Annotated in this window: 14 protein-coding genes; 3 read left to right on the top strand and 11 right to left on the bottom strand. The window is 61.9% G+C overall.

Features of this window, described 5'->3' with window-relative positions:
• The first annotated feature begins 63 nt into the window (after positions 1-63).
• Positions 64-2,118 (top strand): HelD family protein, encoded by a 2,055-nt coding sequence (locus CLV45_RS06415; protein ID WP_100335545.1) that lies wholly within the window; start codon positions 64-66, stop codon positions 2,116-2,118.
• A gap of 17 nt (positions 2,119-2,135) precedes the next feature.
• Here the strand turns inward: CLV45_RS06415 and CLV45_RS06410 are convergent, their stop codons facing one another.
• The 10 genes from CLV45_RS06410 to hutU form a co-directional block, all read right to left on the bottom strand.
• The gene (locus CLV45_RS06410) at positions 2,136-2,825 is read right to left on the bottom strand and encodes a hypothetical protein (protein WP_100335544.1); all 690 of its coding nucleotides are present in this window, start codon (positions 2,823-2,825) and stop codon (positions 2,136-2,138) included.
• A 31-nt stretch (positions 2,826-2,856) separates the two neighbouring features.
• The gene (locus CLV45_RS06405; RefSeq protein ID WP_157807325.1) at positions 2,857-3,285 is read right to left on the bottom strand and encodes a hypothetical protein; all 429 of its coding nucleotides are present in this window, start codon (positions 3,283-3,285) and stop codon (positions 2,857-2,859) included.
• Positions 3,286-3,326: 41 nt separating this feature from the next.
• Positions 3,327-3,800: a hypothetical protein gene (locus tag CLV45_RS06400; protein WP_157807324.1), complete on the bottom strand. Its 474-nt coding sequence runs from the start codon at positions 3,798-3,800 to the stop codon at positions 3,327-3,329.
• 81 nt (positions 3,801-3,881) lie between these two features.
• Positions 3,882-4,211, bottom strand: a complete 330-nt coding sequence (locus tag CLV45_RS06395; protein ID WP_100335541.1) for a GNAT family N-acetyltransferase — start codon at positions 4,209-4,211, stop codon at positions 3,882-3,884.
• 169 nt (positions 4,212-4,380) lie between these two features.
• Positions 4,381-5,007 (bottom strand): hypothetical protein, encoded by a 627-nt coding sequence (locus tag CLV45_RS06390; RefSeq protein ID WP_100335540.1) that lies wholly within the window; start codon positions 5,005-5,007, stop codon positions 4,381-4,383.
• A gap of 307 nt (positions 5,008-5,314) precedes the next feature.
• The gene (locus CLV45_RS06385) at positions 5,315-6,040 is read right to left on the bottom strand and encodes an NADPH-dependent F420 reductase (protein WP_100335539.1); all 726 of its coding nucleotides are present in this window, start codon (positions 6,038-6,040) and stop codon (positions 5,315-5,317) included.
• Between the two features lie 498 nt (positions 6,041-6,538).
• Positions 6,539-7,267 (bottom strand): NADPH-dependent F420 reductase, encoded by a 729-nt coding sequence (locus CLV45_RS06380; protein WP_100335538.1) that lies wholly within the window; start codon positions 7,265-7,267, stop codon positions 6,539-6,541.
• Positions 7,268-7,501: 234 nt separating this feature from the next.
• Entirely contained in the window at positions 7,502-8,191 is a 690-nt protein-coding gene (locus CLV45_RS06375; protein ID WP_157807323.1) for a hypothetical protein, read from the bottom strand.
• 500 nt (positions 8,192-8,691) lie between these two features.
• On the bottom strand, positions 8,692-10,119 hold the full coding sequence (locus CLV45_RS25200; RefSeq protein ID WP_211289910.1) for an HNH endonuclease: 1,428 nt from the start codon (positions 10,117-10,119) through the stop codon (positions 8,692-8,694).
• Between the two features lie 33 nt (positions 10,120-10,152).
• Positions 10,153-11,931 (bottom strand): urocanate hydratase, encoded by a 1,779-nt coding sequence (hutU, locus tag CLV45_RS06365; protein WP_245882754.1) that lies wholly within the window; start codon positions 11,929-11,931, stop codon positions 10,153-10,155.
• Between the two features lie 356 nt (positions 11,932-12,287).
• On the opposite strand from hutU, the gene CLV45_RS25195 reads away from it, so the two are divergent.
• Both CLV45_RS25195 and CLV45_RS06355 read left to right on the top strand, forming a co-directional pair.
• A complete protein-coding gene (locus tag CLV45_RS25195; RefSeq protein WP_211289909.1) occupies positions 12,288-12,731 on the top strand; it encodes a hypothetical protein in 444 nt (147 codons plus the stop codon).
• A 192-nt stretch (positions 12,732-12,923) separates the two neighbouring features.
• Positions 12,924-14,012 carry an MBL fold metallo-hydrolase gene (locus CLV45_RS06355; protein ID WP_157807322.1) on the top strand — a complete coding sequence of 363 codons (1,089 nt, stop codon included), beginning with the start codon at positions 12,924-12,926 and terminating at the stop codon, positions 14,010-14,012.
• A gap of 138 nt (positions 14,013-14,150) precedes the next feature.
• On the opposite strand, the gene CLV45_RS06350 is transcribed toward CLV45_RS06355, so the two are convergent.
• Complete coding sequence (locus tag CLV45_RS06350; protein WP_100335534.1) at positions 14,151-14,954, bottom strand: DUF4097 family beta strand repeat-containing protein; 804 nt, start codon at positions 14,952-14,954, stop codon at positions 14,151-14,153.
• Between the last annotated feature and the right edge of the window lie 73 nt (positions 14,955-15,027).

The following is a 15,027-nucleotide window of genomic DNA, read 5'->3' as shown; positions in this document are numbered from 1 at the left end:
CCAAGTCTGCAACTGACCAGAATTTGCCGGACCTTTGGGGCCCATTAGGCAAAAGCGCAGTTCATGAACGAAACGGAACGAGAAGAACGGGAATACCTGGAGGAAATCAAGGAGAAACTGTCCTTGGCGGTGAAATGGGTAGATGACTCGGTCAAGCAGTTTTCCAACGAGCTCCGGCAGAAAAAGCAGTACATCCACGAGCACCAGTCGGGTATGGACGACGCCGACATGGTGGCCGCGGGCCAATCGATTAACCGCATGGCCTTTACCGGCGAAGCCGCCGTGGCCCGCAAGCGTAAGCTGCTCAAGCTGGCCCAGTCGCCCTACTTCGGCCGCATTGATTTTGCCGCCCAGCACAAGGCCGCGGCCCCGGTCTACATCGGCGTGCACTCCTTCACCGACGTGCAGCAGCACCAGAGCCTGATTTACGACTGGCGGGCCCCCATTTCCTCCATGTTCTACGATTTCGAGCTGGGCGACGCCTTTTACACCACCCCTTCCGGCACGGTGCGGGGCAGCATCGAACGGAAGCGGCAGTACAAAATCCGGGATGGGCGCCTGGAGTTCATGCTCGAAAACGACGTTAACATCCACGACGACGTGCTGCAGCGGGAGCTGGCCAAGTCCTCGGACGACAAGATGAAGAACATCGTGGCCACCATTCAGCGCGACCAGAACGCGGTGATTCGCAACGAGGAGGCCCTGGTGATGGTCATTCAGGGCGTGGCCGGCTCGGGCAAAACCTCCATTGCCCTGCACCGCATAGCATTTCTGCTCTACCGCTACCGCGAAACCATTGCGGCCAAAGACATCCTGATTATCTCGCCCAACAAGGTCTTTGCCGACTATATTTCCAACGTCTTGCCCGAGCTGGGGGAAGAGCATATTCCCGAGCTGGGCATGGAGGAGCTGGCCGCCGACCTGCTCGACCACCGCTACACGTTCCAGACCTTCTTTGAGCAAGTGTCGGCTCTGCTCGAGCACCACGACGCGGCTTTCATCGAGCGGATTCAGTTCAAATCGTCCTTTGAGTTTTTGAGCAAGCTTAACCAGTACCTGCTCCACATTGAGAATACCTACTTCGCCGTAACCGACCTGCGGGTTGGCGCGACCGTCGTGCCCAAGCAGCTGCTACTGGACAAGTTCAGGACCTACCACCGGGTGCCGCTCCTGAAACGATTTGCGCTGGTGGCCGACGACGTGCGGGCCTACGTGCGCGACGCGGTGCGCCGCAAGCTGACCGGGGGCGAAAAAGCGGCCATCGGGGAAGGTATTCCGCGCATGTTTAAGCTTAACAACGTGCTGGACCTGTACCGGGATTTTTACCGCTGGCTTGAAAGGCCCGAGCTGCTCAAGCTCGACCACCGGCTGCGCCTGGAGTACGCCGACGTTTTTGCCCTGATCTACCTGCGCCTGCGGCTGGAAGGCATCAGCGCCTACGACCAGGTCAAGCACTTGCTGGTCGACGAAATGCAGGATTACACCCCGGTGCAGTACGCGGTGTTGTCGCGCCTGTTCCGGTGCCGCAAAACGATTCTGGGCGACGTAAGCCAGACGGTTAACCCCTACAGCTCCTCCTCGGCCGAAACCATTGAACGGGTATTTCCGCAGGCCGACGTGGTCAAGCTCTTCCGCAGCTACCGTTCCACGGTGGAGATTACCGCCTTTACCCAGCGTATTGCGCCCAACCCCAACATTATTCCGCTGGAGCGGCACGGGCCGGAGCCGGCCGTACGCCCCTGCACCAGCCCGGACGACGAGCTCCAGACAATCCGGCAGCTAATCGGAGCCTTTGCGGGCTCCAGTAATCATTCCCTGGGCATTATCTGCAAAACCCTGCGGCAGGCCGCCCGGGTGCACGAGGCCGTCAGGGAAATGCCGGGGGTGCATTTGCTCACGCCCGAGTCCACCACGTTCAAGGAAGGCATCATCATTACCACGGCCCACCTGGCCAAGGGGCTGGAGTTTGATGAGGTCCTGGTGCCGTTTGCCTCGGCCCGCAACTACCAAACCCAGGTCGACAGGAGCATGCTCTACGTGGCCTGCACCCGGGCCATGCACCGGCTTACCCTCACGTATTCGGGTGCCGTTACGGCCTTTTTGGCGGCCCGCAGCTAGCTTCCCAGGCTTCCGCTTCAGCGCCCGGGCGCCGAGCCAGCCCCCGCCGGCGTAGCCACGCGCACCGACTGCAGCACCTGGGCCGCTTCCCGGCCCAGGTGCTGGCAACGGGGTTGCTTGCACTCAAAGAGCAGGGTAACTTCCCAATTATGACCGGCGCCCGGCAGCACCGTTACGGCCCGCACCTGGCTGTAGGGCGCCGCTACCAGGGAGTTGCCCCCGAAGGATTCGACCACGGAAAACGTGCGGCCATCGACGACGACCAGCTTTTGTGACTTCCAGACGATGGGAGCCACGCCAATAGCCTGATTGGTTTCGTCGGCGTGCCGGCGGCGGCGGGCCACCGTAGCCAGGCTTTCCTCAGCGCTGCTGGTGGCCTGGGTAATGATGGTCAGCCGGTCGAGGGGGCCCTGGCACACGGTGCCGCGCCGGTAGAAGCCGCTTTCCTGCAGCAAGCACCCACGGGCCGCTACAAACCGGTATTTGCACTGGTCGCCGCCGGGTGTGTCGGCCTGGTCGACCCAGGTAAGCAGCGTATCGTAGCGGGCGGGCACGTGCAGGCTGATGGCCCCCGGGGGCGAAACAAACTTAGGCTCCGGGGCAAAGGCAACGGTGCGGGCCACAAACCCGGCTGGCACGGCTGGCTCCCGCTCGGGCGCCGCGCAGGCACTCAACAGCAGCAGCAATAGAAGCGCAACGAACGGCATAAGGCGGCAGGAAGCAGGTAGGAAAAGGGGGCTACAGGCGGGAATCGGGGGCCGGGGCGGCCGCCGGCGAACCAAGGGCCAACCGCAGGCTACAGAGGGCCAGCAGCAGCGTCAGGGGCGTAAAAACCAGGCGTTCCAGCGTGGTGTGGGCCAGCAGGTTGCCCACGGTGTTGAGCAGAAAAAGGCCCGTCATCAGCCAGAGCGCCGCCCGGAGCAGGAGCCGGGGCACCCGCCGCCCCCACCCACCCGCCGCTGCGCGCACCACGGCCAGCAGCAGCAGATTTACGCTAATGGCAACGGCTTCGAATCGGACCATTTGGCCGTAGCTGCGCAGGCGCCCACCCCACACGCTGCCGTAGGGCACCAGGCCGGTCAGGACCAGCAGGTGAAAGAGCACCATCAGGCTCAGGATAACAAACAGCGCAATAGCGGCGGTGCGGGTCGGGAAACGGTTTTTCATAAGCGCAAACAGGTAGCGAATAGGCCCCAAATCCGGCCGGCTCAGGGCTTGGCCAGGGGCAAAGCAAAGCTGAGGCCCTTGGATTCAGCGGTGCGCAGGTCGAGCTGGCCGGGCTGACGGCGGGCATCCCGGGCGGGTAGCAACGGAGTGAGCGTGCCGTTGGGCCCCACCAGGGCCACATCCTGGTAGGGAATAAAGATTTGCAGCTGGTCACCGGTCTGGTAGGAGCTCAGCAGGGGCCGCAGGTCTACCTGGGGCTTTTCGACGAGCAGGATGGGCAGCACCGGCCGGCCGTGGCGCACCAGGGTGAGCTGGGCGTGGCGAAACCGGTAGTCCTGGGCCGGGCAGCCGGCCCCGGGCCCCACCCGCAGCGTGGCGGCGGCCGGCAAGGCGCTGGCCGGGCCTGCCAGGGGCTGGTTGTTGCGCAGCAGCTGCACCACGGGCTTGGCGCAGTCGGTTTGGGCCCGGGCGGCGCCGGCCACGAGCAGTAGAGACACGAGTACAGCGCTACGCATAATCAGACGGCGTTAGCCAGTGAAAGAGAAATGCCTAACGCGGCAACCCCGCCGGGCATTGCCGGCGGCCCACCGCCCGTACTACGCCTCCGCCGGGGGTTGAAACCAGCGCTGGTAGGCCGGGGCCACCAGCCGCTGCCATTCGGGGTGGCGCTTCAGGTAGCTGGTCACAAACGGGCACAGGGGAATCAGCTGCTGCTGCCGGCGCTCCACTTCGGCCAGCACCTTCTCCACCAGGGCCGTGCCCACCCCCTGCCCTTCCAGCTGGCCCGGCACCTCGGTGTGAAACAACGCCAGGGCCCCTTCCCGGTTGCCGTATTCCATGAAGGCGGTGGCGTAGTTCACGGTCAGCTCGAAGCGGTGGCTGCCGCTGTTATCGATGAGAGGCAAGGCCTGGAGTTCGGGTTTCATAGCAGCAAGGGCTAAGTAAGGTACACGCCCCGGCGGCGGCCGGCGGGGCGGGCTAAAGCTACGGAAGGCGGGCGGTACTTACCGGAAATATGCCGGGCGGAATTGACTTTCGGCCGATTCGCGGGGCAGACCAGGCAATGACGGGCCGGTTCCGGCGGGGCGGGAGGGCTTAACCGCCCAGGGCCTGCCGGTAGCGGGGCGGGATGGGTAAGCCGCGCAGATGGTTGGTCATGGCAAACAGGATGAGCCCAGCCACGACCACGCCCGCGCCCCCGATAAGCCAGGCCTGCTGCCGGGCCCGGACCCGACCGAAGAGGCCAGCGGCTTTCAGGTAATGTAAGCTGGCCACGTGCAGAAAAACGGCCACCACCGCCAGGAAGTAGTACGGCACAAAAAACAGGCTGAACGGCCAGGTATTGATGCCCGCAGCGGCAAAATACAGGTTGGTATCCAGCCCAAACCCGGCCCGGCCCGTCAGCACGGCCCCCGTGTGCACCACCAGGAAAAAGACCAGGTACAGGCCCGACAACCGCTGCACCCGCTCCGCTACCGGTGGCGCCGGCAGCCGGCGTCCCCGCCAGTATAGGCGCAGGCCCGTACCAAGCTGAATGACCACGGCCAGCAGCAGCCCAGTTTCTACCACCGGGTGCCGGTACACGACCCGCAGCACCCGCATCGTGGCCAGGTGGGCCGGCACGCTCCACAGCGCCACGAGGTGATTTCCCAGATGAGCCAGAATAAAAACGGCCAGCAGCAGGCCCGTCCAGTAGTGGTAGCTAAGCAGCCTAAAGCGCATAAGACGTGACGAAGTAAATCAGCCCCAATACTACTCATTGCCGCTATATAATCCGGTGGGCAATTCGCGCCACTGCTCCGCCGGGGCTACTAGCCTCCCTGCATAGAACGAAAAGCGCCGCCCCGGTTTCCCGGGGCGGCGCGGTAATGGGTTGCCACTAAGCCAGCAGTGGAAGTACACCCTCCACTCAATACCAAAGCAAGAGTGGATCTGAATCTTGCCCAGCACCCCACCCCCAACCGCCCTGCGGAGCCCGTCGAAGCATGACGTTCTGGGTAGGTGGGTAGCGAAGCCTACAAGCCGGCTCCTACAGCTTGACGCCCTGGGCGGCCATGGCCTGCTCCTGCTGGGCGTGGTTGGCCTTGAACTCTTCGTGCTGGGCCTCGGTGCGCGCGGTGCCCAGGCGCTGCAGGTTCTCCCGCAGCTTATCGGCCGGCAGGTCGGCGCCGTACGAAGGCGTGCCGGGCTGCTGCCGCCACGACTCGTGCAGGGTGCCGTCGTCCACGGCGTCGAAGCCCAGCTCTTCTACCAGGGCCATTACCTTTTGCTTGGCGGCGGCATCGTCACTAGCCACGGGCAGGGCAATGCGGCCGGGCGTGCCGGCGGGCTGGCCCTTCTCCACGATGTGGTGGGCGTAGATGTTGTTGAAGACCTTCACCACCGGGCGGCCCAGGTGCTGCTGCACCCACTCACTCTCGGTCAGGCTGCCCGTTTCCAGCTCCGGAATCCGGCCGTCGCGCAGCATGGGGTAGTAGTTGCTGGTATCAATGACGGGCACCTCGGCCGGCACGCTGGCCAGCAGGCCCTGGGGCAGGTCAGGAATATTTTTGAGCGGAATGGTCACCACGATGAGGTCGGTGCCGCGCTGGGCGGCCTCCTCGGCCGTCACGGGCGTCGCGCCGGTTTTCTGGGCCAGCTCCTGCAGGGTTTCGGGGCCGCGGGAGTTAGCCACGTATACGGTATGACCGAGGCCCGTAAGCCGCACGGTGAGGGCGCTGCCGATGTGGCCGGCGCCGATGATTCCAATGTTCATGGTCGGGAAAGGTTAGGTGAGGCAAGCAGCGTCACTGCGCCGCCGCAGGTGGTTAAACAGCAAAGCCCGGGTTTTGCTTTTTTGGGCCGGGCACTTCCAAACGACCCGCGCGGCCCCGGGGCCTACGGCCCGTTCAAGCCCCAAACCGACCAGTGCGGCCGCGTGGCGTTTCAGCCCTGAGCAGCAGGTGAGCAGCGCAGACAGCAAAAATTCAGAGTTGAAGCTGCTTAGGAAGCCTTTCTGCGGGTAATTATCTGTCCTCCTCCATCTGGCGTACGCAGAGCGAAGGACCTTCCTCACCTAGCCCACTGCTGTTCTTACCACCGGAAAAAGCCCTTTACTACGCAAGTAGTAAAGGGCTTTTCGTATTGAAAGGCGCTGGTCACTGAGGCGAGGAAGGTCCTTCGCTGGGCTCAGGATGACAGATCCGCCTCATTGCCTAGCAGAACGTCCGGCGGGCAGTAAGCCGGGTGTTAACCGCTGCCATTCGGCCGCCTTCTACTTCAGCTTGATGCCCTGGGCCTGCATGGCCTGCTCCTGCTGGGCCTGGTTGGCCAGAAACTCGGCGTGCTGCTCCGGCGTGCGCGCGGTGCCGAGGCGGGCCAGATGCTGCTGCACCTGGTCGGCGGGCAGGTCGTTGCAGTAGATGGGGCCGCCGGGCTGCTGCCGCCACGACTCGCGCATCGTGCCGCCGTCGAGGGCGTCGAAGCCCAGCTCTTCCACCAGCTGCAGTACTTTCTGCTTGGCGGCGGCATCGTCGGAGGCCACGGGCAGGGCAATGCGGCCGGGGGTGCCGGCGGGCTTGCCGTTGTGTTCGAGGTGGGCGGCCAGGATGTTGTTGAACACCTTCACCACGGGGCGGCCCAGGTGCTGCTGCACCCAGCCGCTTTCGGTCAGGTCGCCGGTTTCCAGCTCGGGGATGTGGCCGTCGCGCAGCAGCGGGTAATAGTTGCTGGTATCGATAATGGGCACGTCGGCTGGCACGCCGGCAAACAGGTCCTTAGGCAGGGCCGGGATTTTCTCCAGCGGAATGGTCACCACAAGTAAGTCGGTGCCGCGCTGGGCGGCTTGCTGGGCCGTAACGGCGGTAGCGCCGGTTTTCTGGGCCACGTCCGTCAGCGTTTCGGGGCCGCGGGAGTTGGCAATATAGACCTGATGGCCAAGGCTGGTGAGCCGCACGGCGAGGGCGCTGCCGATCTGGCCGGCCCCAATGATTCCGATGTTCATACTCGGGAAAGGTTGCGTGATTCAAGCGCCGGCCACGTGCCGGCGCAGGTGGTTAAACAGCGCCGGCCGGATTTTGCTTTTTTGAAAGGCCTCATAGCCCGGTAAGCGGCAGTAGCTCAGCCAACAAAAACGCCCGGCTTCCACTCTGGAAACCGGGCGCCGGATAGCTGCAACTAGGATAGAATGGGGCGTGGGGCAACGACGGCCGGGCTAATTCGGCCCCAGCGGGCCGGGCTAAGCCTCGGTGGCCGCCGGGGCGGGACGGTGCTGGTTGAAGAACTTCTTGTCGAAGTACGTGAGAGCCTGCCCCGGCTGCTCGTCGAAGATGAGGCCCAGCTGCCGGGCATTGCGCGAGAGCTGCCGGGTAAGCAGGTCCCGCTCGGCGCGGGTGCCCACCCGGGCGTCGGCCTGGGCCTTCTTCTGCCCGGTCTGGGCCTTGAAGGCCCCCAGCAGCGCGTCGCGGTACTGGGTGTAGACCGTCTTGAAGTCGGCCTCGAACGTGCCGCCCAGTTCCACCAGGGCCTTGTCGTAGCGTTCCAGCAGCCCGGGCCACTCGGGGTAGTCAGCCTGGTGGTACTCATCGGCGCCACTGGGGTAGAAGCGCAGGCGCTGGGCCTTGTCCTTGAGCTTGTAGTTGACGTACTCGCGGCCGGCACCCACCAGCCAGTCGAGCAGCTGCTGCCGGGCCGCGGCCTGGGTCAGCGTGGCGCCCTTGCCGCCGCTGCGGGCAGTGCTTCCCTGGCTGCGCTGCCCGAAATACGCTTCGTAGCGCGCTTCGGTAGCGGTAATCAAGTCGGCAAAACGGTCCTTGTCGTTGCCCTTGCGCAGCCGCTCCAGGTGGTCCCGGGTGCCGGCTTCCAGCTCCACAAAGCTGATGGCGTCGTCGGCAAACCAGTCGCCGAAAACCTTGTCCAATGATAACATAAAAGAGTAAGTAAGTGAAGGTTAAACTTCTCCCTAGCTACCGATAATATTCTGGAAATCCTATTTAAAAACTCCGGTCGACCAGCCAGAAGTCTGCCGGAGCCTCCCGGCTTTTCCGCAGGGCCCGGCAGAGCTCTGCCGGGCCCTCCCAGCTTTTCCCGAGCCCCCGGCAGAGTTCTGCCGGGCCCCCCAAAGTTTTCCGGTCGGCCCGGCAGAACTCTGCCGGGCCGGCCAAGAAACTTCGGACAGTATTCCAGAGCTCTGCCAGTACCTCCGAAGTTTTCGGGAGGCTCCGGCAGACTTCTGGCTGGCTTGGGGGCTTTTTTCGGGCGCGGCTTGGTTGGCTTGGGCTCGTGCGGTGGGAAGTTGGGCCGGTTCCGTTATCCGTTAGAACGAACAACGCCGCCGGAGTTTCCTCGGGCAGCGTTGGGGGGGTATTGGTAATAGTGCAGTTTATACTTAAATTTATTTAAATCGAATATTTCAGGTTTGCAGTAAACTTATACTTCGATGATCTTCAGTTTATCGATCAGCTTATGATTGTACTCCTGCGCATCTATAGCATAGTGAGCACGGCGATGACAAGAAGGACAAAGCGCTATTACATGCTCTGGATGATCTGGTCCTCCATCTGCAATTCGTGTTGTATGATGTGGTTCTAGGTACGGTTCCTGCTTTTTGGTTATAAAAGGCGCTTTATTCCCACAGCCTTCACATACGCCGTTAGCGCGTTTTAATACGTAATCCTTTATAGCTTTAGACCGCACAAATACATTCTGGCGTTTTTGCTGTGGAGTTGCATCCTTACTTGCTTTCTCGACAGCTTTTTTTCTTAATTCACCTAATAACTTGCCGCTCTTTTTGCTAACACTTGAGTATTGCACGAACGGCTCTTGCATGGAAAATATAGTTTCTTCCTCGTCTGAAGTATCAACATCAAGCTCAAACACAATAGCCATCCTAAGTTTTCCATCTATATCTACTCTTTCTTCTTTATGATGACCGAGGCAGAAAGCTTGACCCATATATCTTGCATATCCTTTCCCTATTTCTTTAGATGTCTCAAATAGGTGTACTCTTTTACCAAGACTGGCATGATCACGCAATGCTTTATTGCTATTTGACATTTTCATGTCACCCTTCTGCCCCTCTCCAGTGTAATAAAAAACTCCATCGGGGCGAAATCCATCTTTATAACCATATATTTTCCCAACCTCTCCTGTAAATAGAAATATGTCAGGATATCTAGCCGGTGTGGACATGCCACCTTGGTCTTGCCCTCCATAAAGAGCATGAATATCGCGCTGTCTATGATAGACTTTTCCTACTTCAAAATATATTGCTACTAATGTATCAGAGCTAATCTCAACTTTCTTTTCTCCCTTCGCTGTTAAGTATAACGAATTTGAATTTAGAAGCTTTGCTACATAGGTTGCTTCGCCACCATATTTATTAAAACGCTTTTTGTTTACTCTCACAACATATCCACCTGGCCGGTAGATGGGTTCATAGGACACATCTTCTTTAAACTTAGTCCATGTCAGGTCAATTTTATTCACACTGCAAAAAAACACATAAGGAAAATGATAGCTACCCCATAAGGCATTTGACAAATCCTCCATTTTTTCCTTCCATATGCTTCTAACATTGCACATATAAGGAATATCTCCATCTTCTGATATTGTTCTGATTAGCAGCATCACATCGCCAATAGCTAACTGCCGAATAGTACTTGCGGCTCCCTCAGGAACACCCCAGGCATGCAATGAGCCAGATGGAAACGCTTTTTCTAGCTCACTCACTATCTCATCTCTTAAATGTGTGGGTGCATACCTTTTTATATCATCAATTGAAATCTCTTTTTCAATTGTTTTAGGAAAGTCGCGGGCAGCCCCTTTTCGGCCAACCTCATGAATGAATAATTGCATTACTAGAAAGAAAGTATTGAAAATCAAAATTAATTACTCCCGGCCCGGAATCTTCACTCCGCGCTCCTCGGCTACCTGCTGGGCCAATTCATAACCGGCATCCGCGTGGCGGAAGACGCCCATGCCGGGGTCGGTGGTGAGGACCCGGCGCAGGCGCTCGGCTTTTTCGGGGGTGCCGGTGGCTACGATGACCATGCCGGAGTGGGTGCTGTTGCCGATGCCCACGCCGCCGCCGTTGTGCAGGCTCACCCAGTCGGCGCCGGAGGCCGTATTGGCCAGGGCATTGAGCAGGGGCCAGTCGGCCACGGCGTCGGAGCCGTCCTTCATGCCTTCGGTTTCGCGGTTGGGCGAGGCCACCGAGCCGCAGTCGAGATGGTCGCGCCCGATGACGATGGGGGCCGAAACCTCCCCCCGGGCCACCAGGTCGTTGATCACCAGGCCGAACTTTTCCCGCTCGCCGTAGCCCAGCCAGCACACCCGGGCCGGCAGTCCGATGAAGGGCACCTTGGCCTGGGCCTTTTCAATCCAGCGGGCCAGCATCTTGTTGTCGGGGAAAGTTTCGAGCAGGGCCCGGTCGATGCGCAGGATGTCCTGGGGGTCGCCGGAGAGGGCGCACCAGCGGAAGGGGCCTTTGCCCTCGCAGAACAGGGGCCGGATGTAGCCGGGCACGAAGCCGGGGTAGAGAAACTGCCCGTTCTCGTCGCGCACGTTCAAGCCACCTTTCTCAGCCTGCCCGCGCAGGTTGTTGCCATAGTCGAGGGCCACGCTGCCGGCGGCCTGCATGTCGATAATGGCCTGGCAATGCTTGACGATGGACTGCAGGGCTTGGCGCTTGAACTCCTCGGGCTGGTCTTTGCGCAGCTGCAGCACCTGGTCGATGTCGCCCTCCGGGATGTAGTCCATCAGGTCGTGGGCCGAGGTCTGGTCCGTGATGATATCAACTTTGTACCCCTGGGCCAGCAGCTCGGGCAGCACGGTGGCGGCGTTGCCGGTGAGGCCGATGCTCCAGCCTTTGCGCTCGGCTTTATACTGCTCGCACAGCGCCAGGGCGTGGCTTAGGTCGCGGGCCTGCTCGTCGAGGTAGCCTTCCTGCACCTTCTGCTTGACGCGGGCGTCGATGGGCTCGATGACCAGGCAGACCCCGTCGTTCATGGTCACGGCCAGGGGCTGGGCCCCGCTCATGCCCCCCAGGCCCGCCGTCACGGTGACGGTGCCGGCCAGGGTGCCGCCGAAGTGCTTATCCCCCACCGCGGCAAAGGTTTCGTAGGTACCCTGCAGAATGCCCTGGGTGGCAATGTAAATCCAGGAGCCGGCCGTCATCTGCCCGTACATCATCAAACCTAGCTTGTCGAGCTCGTCGAAGTATTCCTGGGTGCTCCAGGCGGGCACGAGGTTGGAGTTGGCAATGAGCACCCGCGGGGCGTGGGCCCAGGTGCGCAGCACACCCACGGCCTTGCCGCTCTGCACCAGCATGGTTTCGTCGGCTTCCAGGTTCTTGAGCGTCTTTACGATCGTCTGGTACTCCTTCCAGTTGCGGGCCGCGCGGCCGGCGCCGCCGTACACAATCAGCTCGTCGTACACGAGGGAAACGGCCGGGTCGAGGTTGTTTTCGAGCATGCGCAGGGCTGCTTCGGCCTCCCAGGTTTTGCAGCGCAGCTCGGGGCCGTGCTGGGCTTTCACCGTTTGCTCGGGCTTGTACTCGTAGTACATGGGCCGCTGGGTGGGCTTGGCGGGCTGGTTGGCGGCGTCGGAAACGGAAGTGGCTTCGAGGTTGAGCTCGGGCGCGGCGGTAGTGGAAGCAGGCTGGGACATGGGTGGCAAGTCGTTTTAGCGGGGTGGGTGGAGCGGCGAATATAGGATTTTCGGCGCGGGAGGCCGCGGTATTCTGGCCGCCCGGCGCAGTAGTTTTTCGGGCTGGGCCCCGGGTTTAAGCCGGCCGGCGGTGGTGATACAGCCCCGACCAAACCAGCTGAAGAATAACGGCAACAGTAAGCTCAACATTGGAATAGTCTTATCAAAGCACGCAATAGATGAGCTTAATCATATATTATCAAAATATTTTTATAAAAATGGGTTACCCAGTCCCAAATCAGAGTATAAAGCTTCCGATACCTCGTTTCGGGGCATCGGACTCAACCATTCTACCTCACCAAAACCTTTATTCTATCATGAAAAAGACCTTGTTTTTCGCTCTGGCTGCGGCCTCGCTCACTTTCGCCTCCTGCGGCGGCGGCAACAACCAAGAAGGCGGTGGCGGCGGCTCCACCAGCGGCTCGGGCACGGAAGGCACCGGCGCTTCGTCGGATGCCGCCGGCTCCGAGGCTGGTGCCAACGACATGAGCTCCGACACCTCGATGAGCGGCGGCGCGGGCGGCACCACGGCCGGCACGGGCACCGGCACCATGTCGGGCAGCAGCACCTCGGGTAGCACTGGCGGCGGCAGCACCGCTGGCGGCACGGGCAGCACCGGTGGGGGCTCCACGGCCGGCGGCGGTAGCACGGCGGGTGGCGGCTCGACCGGCGGGGGCTCTACGGCGGGTGGCAGCACCGGCGGTGGTAGCACCGCTGGCGGCACGGGCAGCACCGGTGGGGGCACCACCGGCGGCCTGTAAGCCCGCCCACCCTATTCGGCAAAAAGCCTCTCGTATCCCGGGAGGCTTTTTTTTGTCTTCGGCCCTACGGCTTAAAAGGATTGAGGCGCGGCGGGCCCCGGGCAAGTGGCGCCGGAAAAATAGTGGCAAGCCTATCCTCGGGGCGGGATTATGCGTACTGCTGATTTCCGTCCAATCAATTACCCCGAATTTATGAAACAAGTAGCCCAGGGTGTGCACCAGCTCACGATCCAACGCTTCGTTAATCTGTATTTCGTGGAAACCGGCCGCTCGGGCGAGTGGGTGCTGGTCGATACGGGTTTGCCGGGCGCGGCCAAGGATATCATTGCTGCCGCCGACAAGCTCTTCTACCCCGGCACTCACCCCGAGGCCATCCTGCTCACCCACGGCCACATGGACCACGCCGGCAACGCCCGGGAACTGGCCGAGCACTGGAAGGTACCGGTGCTGGCCCACCCCCTGGAGCTGCCGTTTCTGACGGGCAAAGCCGTGTATCCGCCCGCCGACCCGACCGTGGAACGGGGCGGCACCCTGGCCTTCGTGGCGCGGTTTTTCCCGCCCCAGTCGTTTCAGCTCAGCGACATTGTCCAGGCCCTGCCCGCTCATGATACTGACCCGCCCTTTTTGCCCGACTGGCAGGTAATCCACGTGCCGGGCCACGCCCCGGGCCAGATTGCGCTGTTCCGGGAAAAGGACCGGACTCTGCTCGGCGCCGACGCTTTTGCCACGGCCAACCACGAGTCGGTGCCCTCGCTGCTACTGCAGGTGCCCTGCATCAGCGTGGCCGGGGCCCCGTTCAACTACAACTGGCAGCAGGTGCGCGAGTCGGTGCAGCAGCTGGCGGCGCTACGGCCCGAGAATATCGGTTGCGGCCACGGCCCGGTGATGCGCGGCACCGAAGCCACGGAGGGCCTGAGCGCCCTGGCCCGCGAATTCCCGATGCCGACCCGGGGCCGCTACGTGCAGGAGCCGGCCCGCACCGACGAAACCGGCGTGCAGTTTGTGCCCCCGGCCGCCGTCGATACGCTGCCGGCCAAGCTGGCCGTCATCGGGGCCGGCGTGGGTTTGGCCATTACCGCCGCCGCTTTGCTGGCGGGCAAGAGCAAGAATAAGAAAGGTAAAAAAGCCGGCCGCCGGAAGAAAAATTCCTCCTACGGCTACGCCAGCAGCTTCGAAAACGCCGATTCGTACAGCACCGGCTACGGTGAGCGGGAAGACGGCACCATCGTAGGCCCCGGCCCGAGCCGGCCGGAGTGGCGCAAAGGCGGCGTCGGCGACTAAGCCGCCGGTGCAGAGCCGTGGCACCACCGTAAGCGGCCCGACAACCGCCCAATCCGGAGTTTACCGCCGCCCGAAAAACGACCAAGGCCGCGTCAGCAACTGCTGGCGCGGCCTTGCTGTTGCCTGGGGTCCGGGGTTTTAGAGCTGGGTGAGCTTGATGCTGCCCTTGGTCGTTACGGCCCGCACCGGGGCCCCACCCTGGCCCAGGGTGGCCGTTACCACTTTCTGCAGGGTGGCCGAGTTGGTCACGGGCAGCTTGCCGGCGCTGATGGTGCCCACGGTGGTGGCGGCAAACAACCGGGCCGAGTAGTTTTTGGGCAAGTCCCAGGTGATGCTGCCGTTCTGGGTTTCCACGTCGAGCCCCTCGCCTACCCACTTCGGGCCGGCCAGCTTAATTTTCACGCCCCCGTTCACGGTGCGTCCCTTCACACTGCCGCCCACGTTGACGAGCGAAATGCCGCCGTTGGCCGCTTCAAAGGTCACCGGCCCCAGTAGGTTGCTCAGGTTGATGCCGCCGTTGAGCGTGCGCAACGTCAGGGGCATGGCCCGGGGCACGAAGACTTCGTAGCTCACGGCCCAGCCCAGTTCCCCGGGCTGGGAGCTTTCGGCCCGCAGGGTGTAGTCTTTGGCCATGATGGTGATGCTGCGGCCCAGCTGCGCGGCCTCGGCGTCGGTTTTGCCCCAGGCCAGAATCTTGGCCCGTACCAGCACCTGCTTCCCGTCGTAGCCCTTCACGGTGATACCGCCGTTGGCCCGGCCGTCGATGGTAATGCCCTCGGCGGGCGCGGGCAGGGCTTTGTCGCGGGTTTCGCAGAAGCGCTTACTGCTGCTACTAGTAAACGTACCGTCGCCGCAGGTGGTGGTGAAGACGGGCGCAGCGGTTTGGGCCGGGGCGGCGTAGGCAGCCAAGCTCAGAAGCAGGCCGAGAAACGGGATTTTCATGCGGGGCAAGGCGGGAAGAGGCAGCGGCCACGAGGCGGCCGGTTTGCCCACAAGCCGAAATGGCCCGGAATAG

Origin of the sequence: Hymenobacter chitinivorans DSM 11115 (assembly GCF_002797555.1) — a bacterium.
Lineage (GTDB): Bacteria > Bacteroidota > Bacteroidia > Cytophagales > Hymenobacteraceae > Hymenobacter > Hymenobacter chitinivorans.
This window is presented reverse-complemented; position numbering and strand designations above follow the sequence as displayed.

Bases quoted from the DNA above. Each gene is read 5' to 3' on its own strand.
- hutU (WP_245882754.1), bottom strand. From the start codon at position 11,931: ATGTCCCAGCCTGCTTCCACTACCGCCGCGCCCGAGCTCAACCTCGAA.
- CLV45_RS25195 (WP_211289909.1), top strand. From the start codon at position 12,288: ATGAAAAAGACCTTGTTTTTCGCTCTGGCTGCGGCCTCGCTCACTTTC.
- CLV45_RS25200 (WP_211289910.1), bottom strand. From the start codon at position 10,119: ATGCAATTATTCATTCATGAGGTTGGCCGAAAAGGGGCTGCCCGCGAC.
- CLV45_RS06415 (WP_100335545.1), top strand. From the start codon at position 64: ATGAACGAAACGGAACGAGAAGAACGGGAATACCTGGAGGAAATCAAG.
- CLV45_RS06375 (WP_157807323.1), bottom strand. From the start codon at position 8,191: ATGTTATCATTGGACAAGGTTTTCGGCGACTGGTTTGCCGACGACGCC.
- CLV45_RS06395 (WP_100335541.1), bottom strand. From the start codon at position 4,211: ATGAAACCCGAACTCCAGGCCTTGCCTCTCATCGATAACAGCGGCAGC.
- CLV45_RS06400 (WP_157807324.1), bottom strand. From the start codon at position 3,800: ATGCGTAGCGCTGTACTCGTGTCTCTACTGCTCGTGGCCGGCGCCGCC.
- CLV45_RS06390 (WP_100335540.1), bottom strand. From the start codon at position 5,007: ATGCGCTTTAGGCTGCTTAGCTACCACTACTGGACGGGCCTGCTGCTG.
- CLV45_RS06410 (WP_100335544.1), bottom strand. From the start codon at position 2,825: ATGCCGTTCGTTGCGCTTCTATTGCTGCTGCTGTTGAGTGCCTGCGCG.
- CLV45_RS06385 (WP_100335539.1), bottom strand. From the start codon at position 6,040: ATGAACATTGGAATCATCGGCGCCGGCCACATCGGCAGCGCCCTCACC.
- CLV45_RS06350 (WP_100335534.1), bottom strand. From the start codon at position 14,954: ATGAAAATCCCGTTTCTCGGCCTGCTTCTGAGCTTGGCTGCCTACGCC.
- CLV45_RS06380 (WP_100335538.1), bottom strand. From the start codon at position 7,267: ATGAACATCGGAATCATTGGGGCCGGCCAGATCGGCAGCGCCCTCGCC.
- CLV45_RS06355 (WP_157807322.1), top strand. From the start codon at position 12,924: ATGAAACAAGTAGCCCAGGGTGTGCACCAGCTCACGATCCAACGCTTC.
- CLV45_RS06405 (WP_157807325.1), bottom strand. From the start codon at position 3,285: ATGAAAAACCGTTTCCCGACCCGCACCGCCGCTATTGCGCTGTTTGTT.